Annotated in this window: 20 protein-coding genes; 2 read left to right on the top strand and 18 right to left on the bottom strand. The window is 30.0% G+C overall.

The annotated features are described in order from the left end of the window. Window positions 1-15 precede the first annotated feature (15 nt). The 6 genes from KQI77_RS00560 to KQI77_RS00535 all read right to left on the bottom strand — a co-directional run bounded on the left by KQI77_RS00560 (window position 16) and on the right by KQI77_RS00535 (window position 5,946). Window positions 16-792, bottom strand: coding sequence for a class I SAM-dependent methyltransferase (locus KQI77_RS00560; RefSeq protein WP_216387397.1), 777 nt, complete (start codon window positions 790-792; stop codon window positions 16-18). 182 nt (window positions 793-974) lie between these two features. Continuing rightward, window positions 975-2,216, bottom strand: coding sequence for an MFS transporter (locus KQI77_RS00555; protein WP_216387396.1), 1,242 nt, complete (start codon window positions 2,214-2,216; stop codon window positions 975-977). Next, the gene (locus KQI77_RS00550) at window positions 2,206-3,006 is read right to left on the bottom strand and encodes an ABC transporter ATP-binding protein (RefSeq protein ID WP_216387395.1); all 801 of its coding nucleotides are present in this window, start codon (window positions 3,004-3,006) and stop codon (window positions 2,206-2,208) included. The genes KQI77_RS00555 and KQI77_RS00550 overlap by 11 nt, the downstream gene beginning before the upstream one ends. Before the next feature lies 1 nt (window position 3,007). Beyond that, the gene (locus KQI77_RS00545; protein WP_216387394.1) at window positions 3,008-4,015 is read right to left on the bottom strand and encodes an iron ABC transporter permease; all 1,008 of its coding nucleotides are present in this window, start codon (window positions 4,013-4,015) and stop codon (window positions 3,008-3,010) included. A gap of 1 nt (window position 4,016) precedes the next feature. Continuing rightward, window positions 4,017-5,009 (bottom strand): iron ABC transporter permease, encoded by a 993-nt coding sequence (locus KQI77_RS00540; RefSeq protein WP_216387393.1) that lies wholly within the window; start codon window positions 5,007-5,009, stop codon window positions 4,017-4,019. After that, complete coding sequence (locus KQI77_RS00535; protein WP_216387392.1) at window positions 4,996-5,946, bottom strand: iron-hydroxamate ABC transporter substrate-binding protein; 951 nt, start codon at window positions 5,944-5,946, stop codon at window positions 4,996-4,998. The genes KQI77_RS00540 and KQI77_RS00535 overlap by 14 nt, the downstream gene beginning before the upstream one ends. Before the next feature lie 246 nt (window positions 5,947-6,192). On the opposite strand from KQI77_RS00535, the gene KQI77_RS00530 reads away from it, so the two are divergent. Next, a complete protein-coding gene (locus KQI77_RS00530; RefSeq protein ID WP_216387391.1) occupies window positions 6,193-7,197 on the top strand; it encodes an AraC family transcriptional regulator in 1,005 nt (334 codons plus the stop codon). Window positions 7,198-7,345: 148 nt separating this feature from the next. Here the strand turns inward: KQI77_RS00530 and KQI77_RS00525 are convergent, their stop codons facing one another. The 3 genes from KQI77_RS00525 to pnuC all read right to left on the bottom strand — a co-directional run bounded on the left by KQI77_RS00525 (window position 7,346) and on the right by pnuC (window position 9,445). Continuing rightward, entirely contained in the window at window positions 7,346-7,585 is a 240-nt protein-coding gene (locus tag KQI77_RS00525) for a hypothetical protein (protein ID WP_216387390.1), read from the bottom strand. A gap of 146 nt (window positions 7,586-7,731) precedes the next feature. After that, complete coding sequence (locus tag KQI77_RS00520) at window positions 7,732-8,745, bottom strand: AAA family ATPase (protein WP_216387389.1); 1,014 nt, start codon at window positions 8,743-8,745, stop codon at window positions 7,732-7,734. A gap of 13 nt (window positions 8,746-8,758) precedes the next feature. Continuing rightward, a complete protein-coding gene (gene pnuC, locus KQI77_RS00515; RefSeq protein WP_216387388.1) occupies window positions 8,759-9,445 on the bottom strand; it encodes a nicotinamide riboside transporter PnuC in 687 nt (228 codons plus the stop codon). Window positions 9,446-9,579: 134 nt separating this feature from the next. Here pnuC and KQI77_RS00510 point away from each other — a divergent pair, with 134 nt between their 5' ends. Then, window positions 9,580-10,608: a hypothetical protein gene (locus KQI77_RS00510; RefSeq protein ID WP_216387387.1), complete on the top strand. Its 1,029-nt coding sequence runs from the start codon at window positions 9,580-9,582 to the stop codon at window positions 10,606-10,608. 49 nt (window positions 10,609-10,657) lie between these two features. On the opposite strand, the gene KQI77_RS00505 is transcribed toward KQI77_RS00510, so the two are convergent. The 9 genes from KQI77_RS00505 to ltrA all read right to left on the bottom strand — a co-directional run bounded on the left by KQI77_RS00505 (window position 10,658) and on the right by ltrA (window position 17,892). Then, entirely contained in the window at window positions 10,658-11,488 is an 831-nt protein-coding gene (locus KQI77_RS00505) for an alpha/beta hydrolase family protein (protein WP_216387386.1), read from the bottom strand. A gap of 40 nt (window positions 11,489-11,528) precedes the next feature. Beyond that, window positions 11,529-12,077, bottom strand: a complete 549-nt coding sequence (locus KQI77_RS00500; RefSeq protein ID WP_216387385.1) for a nitroreductase family protein — start codon at window positions 12,075-12,077, stop codon at window positions 11,529-11,531. 107 nt (window positions 12,078-12,184) lie between these two features. Beyond that, a complete protein-coding gene (locus tag KQI77_RS00495; protein ID WP_216387384.1) occupies window positions 12,185-13,189 on the bottom strand; it encodes an aldo/keto reductase in 1,005 nt (334 codons plus the stop codon). Between the two features lie 19 nt (window positions 13,190-13,208). Continuing rightward, window positions 13,209-13,469, bottom strand: coding sequence for an aldo/keto reductase (locus tag KQI77_RS00490; protein ID WP_367397259.1), 261 nt, complete (start codon window positions 13,467-13,469; stop codon window positions 13,209-13,211). A 102-nt stretch (window positions 13,470-13,571) separates the two neighbouring features. Continuing rightward, window positions 13,572-14,201 (bottom strand): TetR family transcriptional regulator, encoded by a 630-nt coding sequence (locus KQI77_RS00485; protein ID WP_367397257.1) that lies wholly within the window; start codon window positions 14,199-14,201, stop codon window positions 13,572-13,574. 19 nt (window positions 14,202-14,220) lie between these two features. Beyond that, on the bottom strand, window positions 14,221-14,760 hold the full coding sequence (locus KQI77_RS00480; protein WP_216387383.1) for a flavin reductase family protein: 540 nt from the start codon (window positions 14,758-14,760) through the stop codon (window positions 14,221-14,223). Between the two features lie 413 nt (window positions 14,761-15,173). After that, window positions 15,174-15,350, bottom strand: a complete 177-nt coding sequence (locus tag KQI77_RS00475; protein ID WP_216387382.1) for a hypothetical protein — start codon at window positions 15,348-15,350, stop codon at window positions 15,174-15,176. Continuing rightward, entirely contained in the window at window positions 15,340-16,299 is a 960-nt protein-coding gene (locus tag KQI77_RS00470) for a hypothetical protein (RefSeq protein WP_216387381.1), read from the bottom strand. Before KQI77_RS00470 ends, KQI77_RS00475 begins: the two co-directional genes overlap by 11 nt. 246 nt (window positions 16,300-16,545) lie before the next feature. Further along, window positions 16,546-17,892 carry a group II intron reverse transcriptase/maturase gene (gene ltrA / locus KQI77_RS00465; RefSeq protein ID WP_253289283.1) on the bottom strand — a complete coding sequence of 449 codons (1,347 nt, stop codon included), beginning with the start codon at window positions 17,890-17,892 and terminating at the stop codon, window positions 16,546-16,548. Between the last annotated feature and the right edge of the window lie 1,767 nt (window positions 17,893-19,659).

The raw sequence follows: 19,659 nt of genomic DNA, 5'->3' as shown, positions 1-19,659 counted from the left end.
CCCCATTTCCCTTAATTATTCCTTTCTCAAAATATCTAGGGTATGGGCTGCAGCTCCTAATAATTCAGGTCTTTCGCAAGTAGATAAATGATATTTTATAAATAATTCAAATGTTTCTTCATCCATAGCCTTTAATGTAGGTCTCATAAAGTCTGCTGCTCCATCTGCTGATATTATCTGTATTCTCTTAAGATTAGCTGCTTCATTAAATTTATTAATATCATCTAATCTTACATAATCATACAAGTCTTCAGGTGATGATACACAACGAAAGTCTTCTGTTATTTTCCCTTCCTCAATGCATCTCTTTATGTTGTTTTTCTTAAATCCATAAGTTAATATGCTATAATCATTCATACAATAAGCTACTAGTATTACCCCACCTGACTTTGTAACTCTCTTAGATTCTTCTAATGCCCTTACTTTATCCTTAAACTCATACAAGTGATACATAGGACCAAATACTAAAGTCATATCAAATGTATTATCCTTAAATCTAGATAAATCTAAGGCATTTCCTTGATATGCTTTTACTGAACTTCCCTTAGCTTTTAACATACCCAAGTTATGCTTAACTAATTCAATAGCTGTAACATCATATCCTTCATTAGCAAGTTGAACTGAATATCGTCCAGTACCTGCTCCAACATCTAATATCTTAAAATCTTTATTATCCCCTAAGTACTTATGTATGTATTTCATAGAAGTTATATATTCAACTTGACCATGCCTTCTAGTTAATCTCTTATCTTCACAAAATTTATTATAATGTTTCTCTAATTCATCTGACATAATTAGTTATTTTCCTTTCCTTAACTATAAAAAAATCGTCAAGGCGACTTTATAGAGCCGTCGATTTTTTTAGCCATTATGACAGGTTCCAAAACTTGTTTTTTTGGTTCTGTTATGGCACTATTTTTTCTTTTTTTACACTCTATAATAATATCAAATATTCAAATTTAAATAAATATCTCTCATTCTTTTATAATTCTATTGCTTATATTTATCTTTATAAATAGTACAAGCATAATATTCATTAATAATGATACTGTAAATATACCTTCTAATGGAATTCCTATTTCTATAACTTGTCCAAATAACAATTGACCAGGTGCAACACTTATAGTTGCTACTGCATTAGAAAAAGCCATTGTCCTCCCTAATATATTATAATCAACTTCTTTCTGTATAAATGTTAGTGTAAGCACATTAGACAATGCTAAAGAAAACATTATAAACATACTGCCTATTGCAAATATCAGTGCACTACCATATTTATTTATATCTATCACACCTAAAATTGCTATAATAGTGCTTCCTATGATCATAGGATAATAAGTTTTATGTACCCTTTGTATAAAAAACTTATTAGGCTTAAGACTTATCCATAATCCTCCTAATATCATACCTAATACAGATATTCCTTCTACTATTCCATATACTTGTGATGGAAGATTTAATAATACATTTATAAAATATGGTGCCACAACAGACAATATAGGAACTAAAAATATATTACAACATGCATAGGATATTATTATATACATTATAGTTTTCTTTTCTGTCTTTAAATATATATAGCTCTTTTTCATATCTATAAATGATTTCTTAATAAATGATAACGATATTATCTTTTCATTATCTCCTCTGTTAATGTTCGGAATGTCCAAAAATAATTCCATAACTGCTGACACAAAAAAGCTAATTGCATTTAAAACAACAACAAATCTTATACCTATTAATCCATATAGAAGACCAGCTATAATAGGCCCTGTAAAATTAACTATTGATCCAACTTGATTGATTATTCCATTTGCAGATGTAAGTTTATCCTCTGATACTACTTGAGGAATAGCTGATGTTACTGCTGGTGAATATAATGTATAACATATTGATAACAAGAACATAACTACTCCTACTATAAATTCACTATCTTTATTATTAAACAATGTAATTGCATACATTCCTACAACCATTGAAGCAAATAAATCAAGATATATCATTATATGTTTTCTATTAACACTATCTGCAATTTTGCCTGATATTGGAGCAAATATAACATAGGGAATAGTGGATATAGCTAATATCTTCGCAAATGCAGCTGTACTTCCTGTAAATTCAAGTAAATATAGAGACATACTAAATCTTTGAATAGCATTTCCAAATAATGATATAATCTGTCCAATTACTATTATTAAAAAGTTTCTATTTCGCATTGTCACCTCTTAATAACTGGTATTCTGTACATATTGGATATGCTCCATCTTCACTTAGGCTAAGGCTTGCATCTATCCCATATATCTTCTTTAAAGTTTCCTTATTAATAACTTCTGATGGTTTACCTTCACATATAATCCTACCACTCTTCAATCCTATAATATTATCTGCAAATCTACATGCATTATTTAATTCATGTAATACTATAACTACAGTTATGTTCCTCTCTCTATTAAGTTTCTGAAGGACTTCTAATACCTCTAATTGATAAGACATATCTAAATATGTAGTTGGTTCGTCTAACATTATTATTTCTGTTTCTTGGGCTAATACAAGTGCTATCCATGCTCTCTGTCTCTGCCCTCCTGATAGATTTTCTACTTCCTTATCTGCAAATTCTTTAAGCCCAGTTTCTTCTATAGCCCAATCTATTATATTTTTATCTTTTTCATTAAGGCCTCCTATCATCTTCTGATGTGGAAATCTCCCAAAAGCTACTAACTCTCTAACTGTTAATCCATTGGGGCAAGTCGGCCCTTGAGGTAAAAAAGCAACTTCCTTTGCTATGTTTTTTTCTCTTACTTTTTTAGTATTATTTCCATTAATAAATATGTCTCCAAACTTTGGTTTATTTATTCTAGCAATAGTCTTGAGAAGAGTAGATTTACCACAACCATTTGCTCCTATTATTATACTTATCTTACCTTTAGGTATAGATAAGTTCATTTCTTCTATTATTATATTTTTATCATATGCTACTGTTAGATTCTCAACTCTAATAGCTTCCATATTACTCCTCCCTCATCATCAAATATACAAAATACGGTACTCCAAATATAGAAACAGTTATTCCAACAGGTATCTCTATAGGAGAAAATAAATTTCTAGAAAAAGAATCTGCAAGAAGCACAATCATAGCACTTATAATAGCTGATACAATTAGAAATTTCTTATGATATGGTCCTACTAATCTCTTAGCTATATGGGGTGATATAAGCCCTAAAAATCCTATATTTCCTGCAAAAGCTGTTGCTACAGAAGACAATATAACTGCAATAGCTAAGAACTTCTTTCTCTCTCTATTTACATTTAACCCTAACGAAATGGATAGTTCATCAGACATATTTAATACATCTAATCTCTTATGATTAAACAAAATAATTAAAAAGAATATAGATACTATTGGAATAATAACCTTAACATAACTCCAACCTGAACCCCATAAGCTTCCAGATGTCCAAATAAGCACCCTATTGTAATCACCTACCCCACCTCTAAATGTAATAAAACTTATAAAAGCATTAAGGCCTGCATTTAATCCTATCCCAACAAGTAATAATCTCTTAGGTCTCATTCCACCTCTACTAGACATAATATACATAATAAAAGCGGCTACTGCAGCTCCTATCATAGCCATAAAAGGAAGAACAAATATAGATAAACTTCCTAATTCCTTATAATAAAACCCTGTTGAATAAGTTATAAATAATACTGCTGCCACTGCTGCTCCTGCATTAATACCTATAATTCCTGGATCTGCTAGGTCATTCTTGGTTAAAGTTTGTAATATAGCTCCCGCTGTTGACAATGCAATTGCTACAAATATCCCAACTAAAACTCTAGGTAATCTTATACTTATCACAGCAGTATTTTGAAATCTTGAACCATTTCCCATTAATGTATCTATAACTTCCATAGGAGACATCTTATAAGTTCCCCAGCATAAGCTTACCAGACATGAAATTATCAATAAAATCGTTAGAATAATGCAGGTTATCTTGAATTTATTTTTCTTCATCTTATCCTAATTCCTTTCTTGCAACTGATATAAAGAATGGTACACCTATAATTGCTGTAAATATTCCAATTGGTGTTTCATATGGTGCAAATAGCATTCTTGCAGCTATATCTGCATAAGTCATTAAAACTGCTCCAAGTAAAAATGAACAAGGTATATTCTTTCTATAATCTTCACCTAATATCTTCTTCACTATCTGTGGTATTATTAGTCCTACAAAAGCTATATTCTTTCCAACAGCTACAGCAGCCGCACACATTGGAATCATAATCATAAGAGTAAAGAATCTTATCTTCTCTGGATTTTCTCCTAATCCTATAGCTATATCATCACCTAAATTCAATATGTTAATCTTAGGTGCTAAATATATCGCTAATACAAGTCCTAAAATTCCTACCACTGAAACTAGCTTAAAATCAGTCCAACTAGCATTTCTAAATCCCCCAGACACCCAAAATCCTATCATTTGTGCTTGATTAGATAGAAGTCCTATTATTGTTGTTAGAGAAATAAAAAATGTACTAATAGCTGTTCCTGCTAATATAATCTTGGTAATAGAATTGTTATTTGCTTTCTTAGATATAAAGAATAGTACCATAATTCCTGTTATAAACGCTCCCAAAAATGCTGCTAACATATTACTTTTAGTAGTTACTCCTATACCTGCAACATAAAAAATAGCTATTATAAGAGTTGCTCCTTGACTAATACCTAGTACAGAAGGTTCTGCTATAGGGTTTCTAGTAACTCCTTGAATCATAGCTCCCACCATACCTAAAATTCCACCTGTCATCAATACAGAAAGTGCCCTAGGAATACGAACATCTCTAACTAACATGTATTCTAGGGTTTCACTATAATTAAATACGCTATTCCATATATCTGAAAATGAAATATGGACAGATCCTAGCTTTACAGCTAGAATCAGTCCTACTCCTAAAAGCAATAAACTGCAAATCATAAATATAATTACAAGTTTATTATTTTGTTTCATTTAACATTTCACCTATCTCATCTACTAATAATTCTCTTCCTATTAGACTATAACCTTGATTGAAGTATGGAGATGCATTTAATACTACAACTCTTCCTTCCTTAACTGCTGGTATGTTATTCCATATGGCATTTCCTTCTAATTCCGCTAAATCTTCATCTGTTGCCATCAAGAAAATATAGTCAGCTTCAATAGACGCTAATCCTTCATATGTTACAACTGGAAGACTTATATCACTCTGTTCAGGCATACCAGTTGGTTTAGTCAATCCCATATCTTCATATAATACACTTCCAAATCCTGCTCCATCAAATACAAAGAATTGTCCGCCACTTGCTAAAAATGCAAGATAACTTGTATCTTCACCATATTCCTTTTTTATCTTATCCCCAGCTTCTTTAGCTTGTTTCTCATAATCAGCTAGCCACTTATCAGCCTTTTCTGTCTTATTGAAGATATTCGCTATAGTCTTTATATCATCTTTCCAATTAAGAGCTTCTAATTTTATCATAACAGTTGGTGCTATCTCACTTAATTGATCATACATTTTCTCTTGAACAGTTGATATAACTATTAAATCTGGTTCTAAATTCATAACTGCCTCTATGTCCATAGTATCTTGCATACTATATCCTAATATCTCTGCACCCTTTAATGTATCTTCTAAGTAAGTTGGAAACTTAGTATAATCATAAGCATCACTATTAGCAGTTCCTATAACCTTATATCCTAAAATAGATAATATGTCACTATTACCACTTAAATCCACTATCTTCTTAGGATCTGCTGGGATATCAACTTCTCCCTTTGCATCAGTAACTGTTACCATTTCTTTCTGAGTATCTTTTACACTATTATCCTTGGCAGAACCACATCCCATAAGCATAACACTTATTAAACAACCAAGAATAATTGTTTTAAATAAATTTCTCTTCATCTTATAATTCCTCCATGTTTTTCTATTCTAGCAACCTATCATAATTCTTGATATCTCATATATTCCTAAATGCTAAAAAATCCTGTTCAAAATTAAGATTTAGTTTAGTATTTTCAGCAGTTTTGATTTTATATGATAATGATTTTCATTTCAATATATGCATCTAATATAATAATTTTATCATTCAATAGGATAATCATATGTTATAATTCATTTATATAATATTTACAAATGAGAGGTATAACTATGGCTACTAGAACAACTAAAGAATTTCAAAATAAAATTCTTGAAAAAATAACATTCTCTCCATATAAAAATACTAACTATACTCTATATACCAACAAGAATAAACCAGAACTCGGATACTTCTTAAAATATTCTAGAGATGGTTATTATGACTTCGGTGTAGGTGATTATACTATTTTAAATGACTTCTCCCTATCCTTCGAACATAATGAAAAATTAATAAGATTCGGTACAGTATATACAGGTGAAACTGAATTCGAGATAGAAGATAATTCTATTTCTTCATTCTCACCTTCATCATTCTTCACTATAGAAACTCAAATGAAGGGTAAACAAACATGGAAAAAAGGTCAGCACTTTCATGGAGCTGAAATAACAATATATAAAAAATACCTTGATGATATAATAACTCCCGCTTTCCCTAAGCTTGTTGACTTCAACAAATTCATAATCAATTACACATATAACTACTTACCTATAAAGATAGTCTCTATTATTCAAGAATTAAGAAGTTTAGCAGAAAGACGATCATTATCACCACTATATCTAGAAAGCAAAATCATAGAGTCTATTGCTGTATTATCTGATGAAATAAATTCATCTCCTGAAAATGCATTCAGTAATCAAATTAACTACGGTTCAATAAAAATAGGTAAGGATAGATCCCTAACTCTAACTGCGTCAGATATTAATGCACTCCAAGAGGCCCACGATATATTAAGTAAAAATATGTGTAATCCTCCTACCATAGCAAAACTAAGCAAACTAGTATTCTTAAATGAACAAAAACTAAAAGCAGGGTTCCAGGCGAGATATCATATGTCTATAAATCAATATACAACTTCTATAAAAATGGCCTATGCAGAGAATCTATTATCTACTACTGAATTAAGTGTAGATGAAATCTCTAAGCTAGTAGGATATAATCACAGTAGTAACTTCGTCAAAATGTTCAAAAAAATACACAATAAAACACCTCTAGCCTTCAGAAAATCAAAATCATAATAATCAATCTAACTATTATTATGCCCTAAAAAATAAATACTATGTTTACAATACTTATCTATAGGTTTAGATTTAATATAATTTCCTATAGAGTAAAAAAAGTCTAGATATGAAACTTGAAAATTTCATATCTAGACGACGTATAATATTAATCTACTTTTTTTATTTCTTTCTTTTCATCCGAATATAATCTACATACTACATGTTCATTATCTATCTTAGTATGATAATCTGACCACTGTACATATGAATCTCCTTTATTCTGTATATCTAGATATAATTCTACATTAAGATATACTCCCTTTTCTTTATAATAGATAATTGCACTTTCTTTTATTATTCTCGATCCATTTGCTGAAGAACTCATTGATTCTGATGTTACATTCATTTCTGCTGATTCCCCTGGTGCAATACCTTCGCCTGTTGTATCACTCCATTCATATATAAATCTAGTATTATCTGGTTGTTCTACAGTAGAATAAAAATAAACAATTGCTCCTTCAGTTCCATCATTATTATATTACATTAAGCAATTTACTTGCCTATAATGTTATCCACTAGTTTTGTAATCTTCTCAAATCTATTTAAGTAATCCCCATTTATAATTTCATATTTAATATTATGTTTATCAAATATATCCTTTATTTGATTACTATATTTTTCTCTATTTTCTTGTATCTCAACATTTCTTGTTCCGTCTTGAACAAACTGTACATCTGGCTCTAAAAATAGTACTAAATCATAGCTATTAATATCGCTTATAGCATCTGATAAAGCTCTATTATTCTCATAATCCTGATCCTTGTCATCTAGAAAATTCATATAAAATTGCGTTATAAGACAATCTGTATCAATAAATAATACCTTATTACTCTTCTCTATAGCTTCCATTTCTTTTAATTTATGCTTAAGTAATATCTCTGTAAAATCTTCTGCTAACATCATCTTATCTGTTCCTGACTTTTCAGATAATTCTCTCCCTACCTCTTCTACATAATTGGTATTATAATAATTAGCAAGATTAATTGTCATAGTTGACTTTCCAACACTTTCTCCACCTATTAATAAAACCTTCTTAACATAATAAGGTCTTACCACACTAGGTAACCACTCCCAATATTTATATATGTTAGTTCTAATTTTAGTTGAACTTATTTCATCTCTCTTAAAAAACAATATATCACTATCCGGATAACACTTCTTATAAAAATTATCATCATTATCATAATCATCGCCACAGAAAATAACATCTATATGTTTACCTATCATCTTCTTAACTATTTCTGAATCAGATTGCCAATATTCACTTGTATAATCTTCTTTAGAATCAGCTGTATCTTCTAATATGTGAATCCTAACATTACCTATATGCTTAGTTAATAGATATAACCACCTATATCTAACTCTTACACTTACTTCATCTCTATTCTTTCCATTGCTCAATATAATGTTTAATTCTCTACACTGAGTTGCTGCCTTTATAATACATTTAACATGTCCTAAATGCAAAGGATTAAAGGAGCCACCATACATTCCTACTTCATACATAAAATTTTCACCTCTATTTGCTTTCTTTATACCATTTAACAAACATAAATATTGCATTTAATAAATATACACTCCACATAAGTAATGTTGCAATACTCTCTCCACCATTGAAAAAAGCTGCTATCCACATAATAACTGTAACAACATCAACCACTATCCATAATAACCATTGTTCCATATATCTCTTAACACATAATATCTGAGCAAAAACAGATAATACTGTACTCATACTATCTACAAATGGTAAACTTCCACCTAACTTCTTAAGCACTAAACCATATACATATACACATATAGCACATAATATAGCAATAATACCTTGCCATTTAAATGTTAATTTCCTCTTTTCAACTTCTTGAGTTTCTGAATTTATATATTTCTTCCATGTTATAAATCCTACAAAATTCATTGGTAAATAATACAACATATTAAGCATTACTTCTCCATAGTATTTAGCCCCTAATGCAATATAGGCATATAAAACAGTATTAATTGTCCCAAATACATAAGAAGATATCTTACCTTTACCTGTTAAGATAACACATATTACTCCTGTTAATGCAGCTATTATTCCAATAATACTTTCATGCCAATATATAGATAATCCTAATATCACTACCGTTGCAACCACTAACCAGATTACTTCGAACTTACTCCATCCATAAACTTCATTTTTTAAAAATTTCTTTATACTTGCCATAACAATCCCCCTATTTATTAATTCTTCATCTTTAACTATACCATTAATAAGGTATCAATTATTATTTTTTTCATATATATATACTACAAAAATAATTACCATGCGACAAAATATTTAAAAAGGAGAAATAATATATGGCTGATAAAGTATATGAAATTAATAAGTATTCAAAATTAACCTTTGAAGCACCTTTTACTATACCTGCAGGAGCTGACTTAAATACACTTGAATTTGTTGATATTCTTGCAAAAGGATTAGCTTATGAAATAGGTTCTGCAGTGTTAACTTATGGTGATGCTACTAATATTCCATATTGGGATGGAACTGGAACTGCACCTACAACCCCTTACTATACAGATAGCTCTATAATAATAGCTGACGGTTCTGATGATGATGAAAAATCTAAAGTTGACCTTGAGATTTTTGATCCAACTGATACAAAAGTATTATTTAATCCAACAGAAAACACTAAAGTTACTGTTACACTTCCAGTTACTATAGTTGAAATTCCTAAATCAGAAAGAACTGTTGGAGAAAATGAACAAGATTACTTCACTAACAGATTCTCTGTTATTCCTGATGGCACAAAAATTAACTCTAATATTTTGAAAATTCCATTTGCAACTTATGTATGTAATATTTATGGTGGAGAAGACCTAGTTGCTAGAATTGTTGGTGATAATGCAATACTAAAAGCTACTATACCAACTATGACTACTGATATTGATGATAATTTAGTATATACTGTAACAATGCAAATAGATCCTGCATTAGATATGATAACTCCTACTGCTATTGATAATTATGAAGAAATAGAAAAGCCTTTAGATACCCCTGGCTATGTATATATTCGCTATGGAGAAGTAAATGGACCTCTAGCTACAACTGGTGATTATATAGTAACTTCTGATGATGATAGCAGAACTATTACTTTTGTAATTACTCAAAATGCTAACATGAAAAATAATTATATGCATATATACGCTCAAACCAAGCTTGCTGATGTAGCAGCTACTACACCTATAAGAAACCCATTAATATTCTCAGTTGATTATATAGATCCAGCATCAGGTGAAGATATAACTATATGCTCTAACACCTTAAATGAAGCTCTAGTTAACTTAAAGCCAACAATTATAGTACAAGATAAAATAATCTTATAAACTTTAGCACCTAAGATATTATATAATATCTTAGGTGCTTAAATTTCACTTATTCTACTCCTATATTACCACTATTAATTCCAAGCCCACTATTTTCTGTTGGTAACCAATTTATAGCCTTTTCTATATATTCATCCCAAAACTCCCAGTTGTGATTTCCTGGCCCAACTTCAAACTCTACATTTACATCATTGTCTTGCAAAAAAGTTGCAAAACTTTGATTAATATTAAACATAGGATCTTCTGTTCCACAAGCTATATACATTTTAGGTATCTCTACATTAGATTGTTGTAATTTCTTAATTAAATATTGTGGATTTTTGTCACTATTCAATACTTCATCTAAATTACCGAAACAACTTTCTGCATAGTCTCTACTATGTATAAAATCTTCTGCTTCATTTGTGGAATTTACAATATCATCCAATAGCAACAATCCTGACAATGACACTATGTGTCCAAATGTATCATGATATTTAAGACCATTTCTCATTGCTCCATATCCACCCATAGATAAACCACCTATAAATGTATCTTCTCTTCTATGAGATAATGGAAACATCTTTCTTGTTATCTCTACTAGTTCTTCACCTATAAATTCACCATAATAATTATTGCCCTTAGGTTGATCAATATAAAATGCATTATCCCCTGATGGCATAACTACCGCTAGATCATTTTCTTCTGCTAATCTTGCAATTCTTGTATTGCTAACCCAATCTGTATAATTTCCTAATATTCCATGTAAAAGATATAAGGTTTTAAAGTCGTTTTTTTCTGTCTTGTTATCAGTTGACATCTTATCTACTGGTAAAATAACATTTATAGGAACAGTTCTCATCAACTTCTTTGAAAAAAAGTTTACTTGTATAAGAGCCATTTGCTACCATCCCCCTTTTTTACATCATGCTAAATAAATATTATCTATCTACAAAACGTATAATATCATCTACATCTTTTCTTCTAGTTGGCTTAGCATGTTCTCCTTCTTCATAGCCATACACAATAATAGCTGCTACAGTTTCATCTTCTGGTAAGTTTACTATTTTAGCTATTACACCTTCATCTATAACTCCCATTATACATGTACCAACTCCCTTTGCATGTGCTGCTAAACAAAAAGTTTGACATGCAATTCCTGCATCAAATACTTCCCAACTATTTTTCATATCTGTTGCATATTTATCATCTATCTTGCCACTCTTACCCTTAACATAACTTAATACTACGACTCCTTTTGCTCTCTTAAGTGTTCCTATATTATAGGCAAATCCTTGTACACCTTTATCTGCAATTTGCTTAATTAATTCTTCATCATCAACTATTGTATATCTTGCTATCTGATAGTTTACCCAAGATGGAGCCCATTTTGCTATATCAACTATTTCCTTCATAAGTTCTCTATCTACTTTTTCATCCTTAAATTTTCTTACACTTCTTCTTTCTTTTATCATTTCTATTGCATCCATTATTAACCCTTCTTTCCTCTAATTTGAATAATTTATCTAATAATTAAATTATATACCTTTTTATACTTCAATTGAACTTAAAATTCCTCATTTAAGTAGTCTAACGATTATTTCTTTTCATCTAATAACATAACTCCATCTGCAGGATTATGATCTATTGCACCTACAATTTTATGAGGAGTATATGGTTCTTCCAAATAAGCAATATCTTCTTCAGTTAATTTTACATTAAATGCCCCAATAGCATCTTCAAGATGAGATACTTTTGTAGAACCAATAATTGGAGAAGCGACTCCTTTTGCCCAATGCCATGCTAATGCAATCTGTTGCATTTTCACACCATATCGTTTTGCTAATTCATATACTCTTTGAATAATTTGCATATCTTGTTCTTGACTACTATCATATTTTCCCATAGCAACCCTATCTGTTTTACTACGCAATGTATTAGTAGTCCACTGAGGTCTAGTCAGATGTCCTGCTGCTAATGGACTATACGGCATAAGAGATACGCCCATCTGATTACATATTGGAATCAATTCTCTCTCATCTTCACGATAAAGAAGATTATAGTGATTCTCCATAGCTTGAAACTGTGCCCATCCATGGTCACGTGCAACAAGTTGCATATTGTAGAACTGATATCCATACATTGCAGAAGCCCCTAATGCTCTTACTTTTCCCGCCTTAACCAAATCATTTAAAGCTTCCATAGTTTCTTCTATAGGTGTCTCATAATCAAAACGATGAATTATATATAAATCAAGATAATCTGTCCCCAAACGTTTTAATGTACCATCTATCTCTCTATGAATTGCTTTAGCAGATAATCTACCAGGATTGAAATAAACCTTTGAAGCAATAACTACCTTATCTCTAGCAATATTTTTTTTCAACGCATGTCCTAGATATTCCTCACTAGTTCCTGCTGAATAACCATTTGCGGTATCAAAAAAGTTAATTCCATGTGAAATTGCATATTGAACCATTTTCTCTGTTTCTTCTTCGTTCAAAGTCCAATCGTGCATTGTGCCTGCTTTCCCGAAACTCATACATCCAACACATATTTTTGATATTTGAATATTTGTATTCCCTAATAATGTATATTCCATTTTTTATTCCTCCTTTTATTTATTGTTCAAAGCGAATATCATGTAATCTATATACTTCATCTAGATTTGGTACATCTAATATTAAACTTCTTCCCTTATCCATTTGTTCAATTTTCCTTATATCTTGTTCAGACAATTCAAAATTATATATATCATAATTTTGACGAATTCGCTCCTCATGAACAGATTTCGGAATTGCCACAATTTTATTTTGATATAGCCAACGTAAAATAACTTGTGCTGGAGTCTTTCCATATTGTTGTCCAATTGTAGTTAATATTTCATTTTGAAAAATTAGCTTATAAACCCTCTATTATATTCACAATAAGGGAAGCTTTTTTAGCCTCCCTCTTTAGATATTATTATTCCATTTTCTTAATAGTTAATTTTCAAGCAATCTCTTTACTGTAGTAAATGTTAAATCATAAACAGAACTGTAAACATAATTCACTTCTGCCTTCTCCATTGCTTTTTTCTGTTTATCTGTTACCACTGTATATGGATAAATGCCAAACATAAAAGGAAAAAATGAATAAACAAAATCTTGTCGTTTTTCAGCATTCATATCTGGTCTAAACTTCATAAGCATTGTCATAACAGTTTTTAATGCATTACCATAAGATACCTTAAATTCCACCAATAATTCCATTCTACTATTTTCCTCAAGGTCATAATGATTCATAGACATAATCTTTAATAATTGTTTATGTTCATTAAGAGTATGTGCTAGAACATCTGCAATTTCATCATTTGACATAGCATCTTTAGCTTCTATAGCTTCCTTTAATTGTGAAATCCATAAATCATATTCTCTTTTTAAAAGTGCGAGAAATATCTCTTCTTTTGTCTGAAAATAATTATAGATTGATGTTCTAGAAAAAGTAGTTTCTCTACTGATATCTTTTAGAGTAATATTCTTAAAACTCATAGTTTTATAAAGTTTCTCACAAGCATTTATAATCTCTTCTTTTCTAGCATTTGTTCTTTCAATAGATCCTGCTGGCATATTCATGTTTCCTTTCCTTATGAATTTAATTCATTTTCGCACAATCACCAACCTTTTCGCCTACCTTAAAATATTCATATGTAGGAAATTCAAAAAGGACTGGTTTAAAAATATTATAATCAATTTTATCCTGTTCATTCAATATAGTATCATCTACATAAGTTGCAAGAATCCTACAGATAAAATTATCAAAGCTTTTAAGTTCATAATTATCGTCTACCTCACATTCAATAGATACTCTAGCTGCATTAATAAGAGGTGCTCCATTCTCACCCATTGTATATTCAAATATATTAGATTTATCTTCTTTATTTCCACTAATTACACCCATACGATCTGCCTCTTTTAACCAAGACTCATCTACTACATTAATAGAAAGCTTTTTATTTTCTATAATTCCTTGATTAATATAATGTGCATGTACTAAAGATACCATTAAATGACTATGTGCCATTGTTCCTGCATGAGCAACTAATGTCCATGTTGGTTTATTATTTACCATAGCTCCAACAACAATTACTGGGCATGGATATAATGCTAACTGTGCTCCAATATTTTTCTTCATAGTTTCCATCTCCTATTTTATATTTTGACATCATGTCAAATCTTATATTATAAATATACCTCTTATACTGACACAATGTCAACAAACATTTTGACATTGCGTCAGTATGGACATGAAAAATTATAACATTCATAGTATTCATTTTTGATAAAATATCAAAAAATAGTAGCCCCAACTTGTAATTGAAAAGCTACTATTTTTATTTTCTGCATTTTTTATTATATAAAATAATCAAAAAGTTAAACCTACCCAACTTATACAAATAATTAAAAATAAAAATATTTTTATAATATAAAATCAAAAGGAAACTCGACTCCCTTCGGTCGCTGAGTAAGTTCGCCTTGCCAAATCATAGATTTGGAGGCTTACTTATGGTACGGTTCTCCGTATCGGTTATAAATGAGGTTTTTTTATCAGCTCTTACTAGAACCTCCAAAAAACTTTTTCTTTACTAATCCAATCGTAGCAACTCCAATAACCATACACACACTACGAATCTTTTTATTTCTGTCTTCTATTTCTGCTTGATGATAGTTGCAATATTTCCCATCATAAACTAGATTTTTACACCCTTTCTTTTTACACTCCATTTTCTTCTTCCTCCTTCAATAATTCTGTAATGTTATATTCTATTACAATTTTATTATCATAATTTGGCATATTTAATATCTTATGTTGCCATTCATTATTATTATTCCTTGGTGGAAGCCAACTCTTTATATTAGTTTCCTCTATCCTTTTATCTTCCTTATAAAATTCATTTAGTAAAGAATGAATTTCACATTCTTTTATTCCTAAACTTAACTGAAGCTCTATTAGTACATTTTTAGCTTTTTTGATGTATAAATAATCTTTACATAGCCCATAAAAAACTCTTTTTATATTTTTAGTTGAATATTTACTCGGTCTTAAATTTTTCTCAATAAAGCCTCTATTTTCCCACTCCTTGAAGAAAGTTATTTCTTCATTGAAAGATTTATATATTGAATCTAACGCATAATTTAATTTGCTATGTGCATTTGCCTGTAATATTTCTCTATAGTTATCATTTTCTATAAGTAATGATTGTTTTATATCCATTATTGCACCATCTATATTAGCGTATCTATTATTTCTCTGACCCTTTTCAATATCTTCTAAAAGGCAAACTACTTCCTCTATCTGCTCTCTAATTGCATCTAATTTCTGTTCTAAAGCATATTCCCCTAATTTATCTACTTTTTTATCATCTAATTTTTGTTTTACTTCTTCTAATCTTACTTGCTTAACTATCTTATTTTTATGATTAACTATATTCGGGAGTATCTCGCCATCCTTACTCTCCATTAGTTTAAAATCACCATTTTTTATAGCTTCTATAAACTCTTGAGGAATAACTGCTTTAAATATAGTCTCTACTTCTTCATTTTTTTCCTTTGCTATTCTTATTACATCCTTAACTGGCCCAATAAATATATCCTTTATAGCTTCAATATCTTCTTCATTAACTATCTTTATTTTCTCTTTTTTCTCTATTATTTTAATTATTTTATTATCCATTCATTACCCACTCTCTTACTGAATACATTTATACAAATATATTATACCAAAATTTTCTTAATAGATTTAGTAAAGTAACAAATAAATACAATTTACTCTAATAATTTAAGTTATATAGCTATATCTAAACTCAACACACTCATTCCAACATTTCTTAACAATCGAGTAGGAGCTAAATAATTATTTTATTTAGCGTCCTCTCACACCACCGTACGTACCGTCCGGTATACGGCGGTTCATTAGAAATTAATGTTCTATTTGATATAGTCTTGTTAGGCTAATAAATCCTAGTGATTCTAGGTATTTATTAGTTAAGGTCTTGCTTAATATTGGGCTTTTGGAAATCCTCCAATAGCCTTTTCTTGTATTGGCATATTCATATGCTTTATATCTATGAACGCCAAATTTCATAAGGTTTCCAAATCTTGTTTTTACTCTCTTCCATTGTTTCCATATGCAAGCCCGTAATCTTCTTCTAATCCATTGGTCTAATTCCATTATCTTTCTCTTAGCGTTAGCTATTCCAAAGTAGTTAATCCATCCTTTTATAGAATCATTTAACTTTAGTAATCTTTCATCCATAGATATACCTCTGTTTCTATTGGTTATAAATCTTACCTTATCTTTAAACCTTTTAATTGATTTTTCGTGTATTCTTATCTTGGCTCCGCCTTTGACGAAATAGAATGAGAATCCCAAAAACTTTCTTTTACTTACAATATCAACTGCACTTTTATCTCTATTAACTTTTAGTTTAAGTTCACCCTCAATAATTCTTGTTATAGAGTCCATTACCCTAAAGCCTGCTTTCTTACTTCTAACATATATATTACAGTCGTCTGCATATCTACAAAATTTATGTCCCCTTTTCTCAAGTTCTTTATCAACATCATCTAACATTATATTTGCTAGTAACGGACTTAGCGGACCACCTTGTGGTGTTCCTTCTTCACTTGATACCTTGATTCCATTTATTAAAACACCACTTTCTAGATACTTTCTTATAAGTTTTAAGAGTCTTTTGTCCTTTATTCTCTTTTCAAGTTTTCCCATTAAAATATCATGATTAACTTTATCAAAGAATTTCTCTAGGTCCATATCAACAACCCACTTATATCCTTCATTTATATATGTTTCAGATTGCTTAATAGCATTCTTTGCACCTCTGCCTGGTCTAAAACCGAAACTACTTTCAGAGAAAGTAGGCTCGTAGATTTTACTAAGTATTTGTGCTATTGCTTGTTGAATCATTCTATCTTGTACTGTTGGTATTCCTAATAATCTTACTCCACCATCTGGTTTTGGAATTTCAACCCTCCTTACTGGAGATGGATTATACTTTCCTTCTAGCAGTTTAGATCTAACTGTTGTCCATGTTCTTTTGACATGCTCACGAAGTTCATCGGTCTTCATGCCATCAACTCCATGGCTACCTTTATTTCTAATTACTCTATACATTGCTTCAAGCATATTATCTCTTTCAAGCACCTCTTCAAGTAATCTACTAGTATCAAATAATTCATCGTTTACGCTTTCCCTATTTAATAAATCTACAGTTTTACTCTGCATCTTCTGTTTATCTCGAATTTCCATTTCTACCTCCACAGCAAGATTCCGTATCGGAATTTCTGCTTTCTTCATAATTCTTAGATTTATCAAAGTTGTAAACCTCTAATGTTCAGTCCTTCCCTCCGCTATCGCGATTAGCTCGGGTACTATGACTTCTGCTGACTTCTGATAATTCAGCTATATATCTCTATATAGGTTATCAATTTCGAAATTACATCTACTTATTGATATATTATCAGACCTCCCCAGGTAAGAACGTGCACTTTCACTTCATCTATCTGCCACATTTACTTAGTCTATTTCGGATAGTTATAGGGCTTCACTTTGTTTAGCAAGCTTACCCATAGATATAAGCCTCAAATGTGATTCGTGTACCTCAGACCAAAGCTTTGCCGCCGACTTCCTTCAGATTCCACCTCACGATGGACACCCTTGTCTTAAGCTATACGGTTGGCACTATCAGCCCCCGTTACGGACTTTCACCGATTAGTGCACGCCCATGCTGGGCGCACTAAAAAGAGTTAATGCTTCTTTTATTAGAAACATTAACTCTTTATCAGATTTATAATATATATTTGACTACATCAGTTAAAACGGTTGATTTACTATTTCTTTGTTGTTTTTATTTTGAGTGTTATTATTTATTCTCATTTTCTGAAATCTCTGTTTTCTAGTATGTTATTGTTGCTTTTTAATGTATTTCTCTTTTATTGCTACATTACATTTTTATCTATTCTTATTATTATATATACTTCTTTTATTGGTATATCTATTTCTTTATTATTATTTTATTATCTATTGTAATTGGTTAGACATTCTTAATTTTATTTATATCAATTGATATAGTTATTGTATTTTCTTAATCAATTGCTTTTGTTGTTATATTATCTTAATTATATCATTATATATTGATTAGATTTTCTTTATCTTATTGTATCTATTTCTTATAACTTTATATCTTCTTTATTATCAGTAACTTTAATTGTTATAGTCATTAATTATTACTTGATATTATTGAAATTTCTTCATTAATTATTTTTATCTTGTATCATTCTTAATTATCTTATTATTGTAATTTTATTATTATATACTTATTCCTATCATTTTTATTTATTATATTTATTCTTATTATTTATTTTTATTTTTTATTGAAATAGATTTTTATTAATCTATTTCAATTCTTATTTCATTATAAGGCTTTAGCCCCCCTATCCCCCCGTTACTCTTTCCAAGTCCCAAGTCCTTAGTTCCTATTCCCTAGTTCCAAGTTCCATTATTTTTATGTTTTATCATTTCAATTCTTTTTATTTTTGAGTGAATTTAGATTTTTCCTGTACATATTATATGTTATGACTTATCCTTGATTTCAAGTGGAATTATTGAGCCTAGGATTTCCTGTACTTTCAACATCTCATAGTCTTTCATGCCTTGTTATCCTAGCTTGTAATGTTATGAAGCTATTATTTACTGATTTATCTTTATTGCTTACCATCTTATTTAGAAAACATTCAATTTATCCTCTCTTCGCAGTTTTTTATTCCTATGGCTACATTTCTTCACATTTTCTAAAATCTCTGTTTTCTGATGTTTTATCGTTGCTTTTTAGATGTACTTAGATTGATTGTAGTTACAATTTTTCTATTTACCCTATTTTCAAGATAAATTACATATTTGAGGATATTTCATAATAGAAATATCCCAATCTGTGGATAACTTTTTAAATTTTTTCTAAAAAAGCCGATAGCAAAGCTAGGTAACTGAAATTACCTTTTTTTGATATTTATTTTTATG

Source organism: Clostridium sp. MSJ-8, assembly GCF_018918325.1.
In the GTDB taxonomy this organism is placed as follows: domain Bacteria; phylum Bacillota; class Clostridia; order Clostridiales; family Clostridiaceae; genus Clostridium.
The sequence above is the reverse complement of the archived record's forward strand: the minus strand, read 5'-3'. Positions and strand labels throughout refer to the sequence as shown.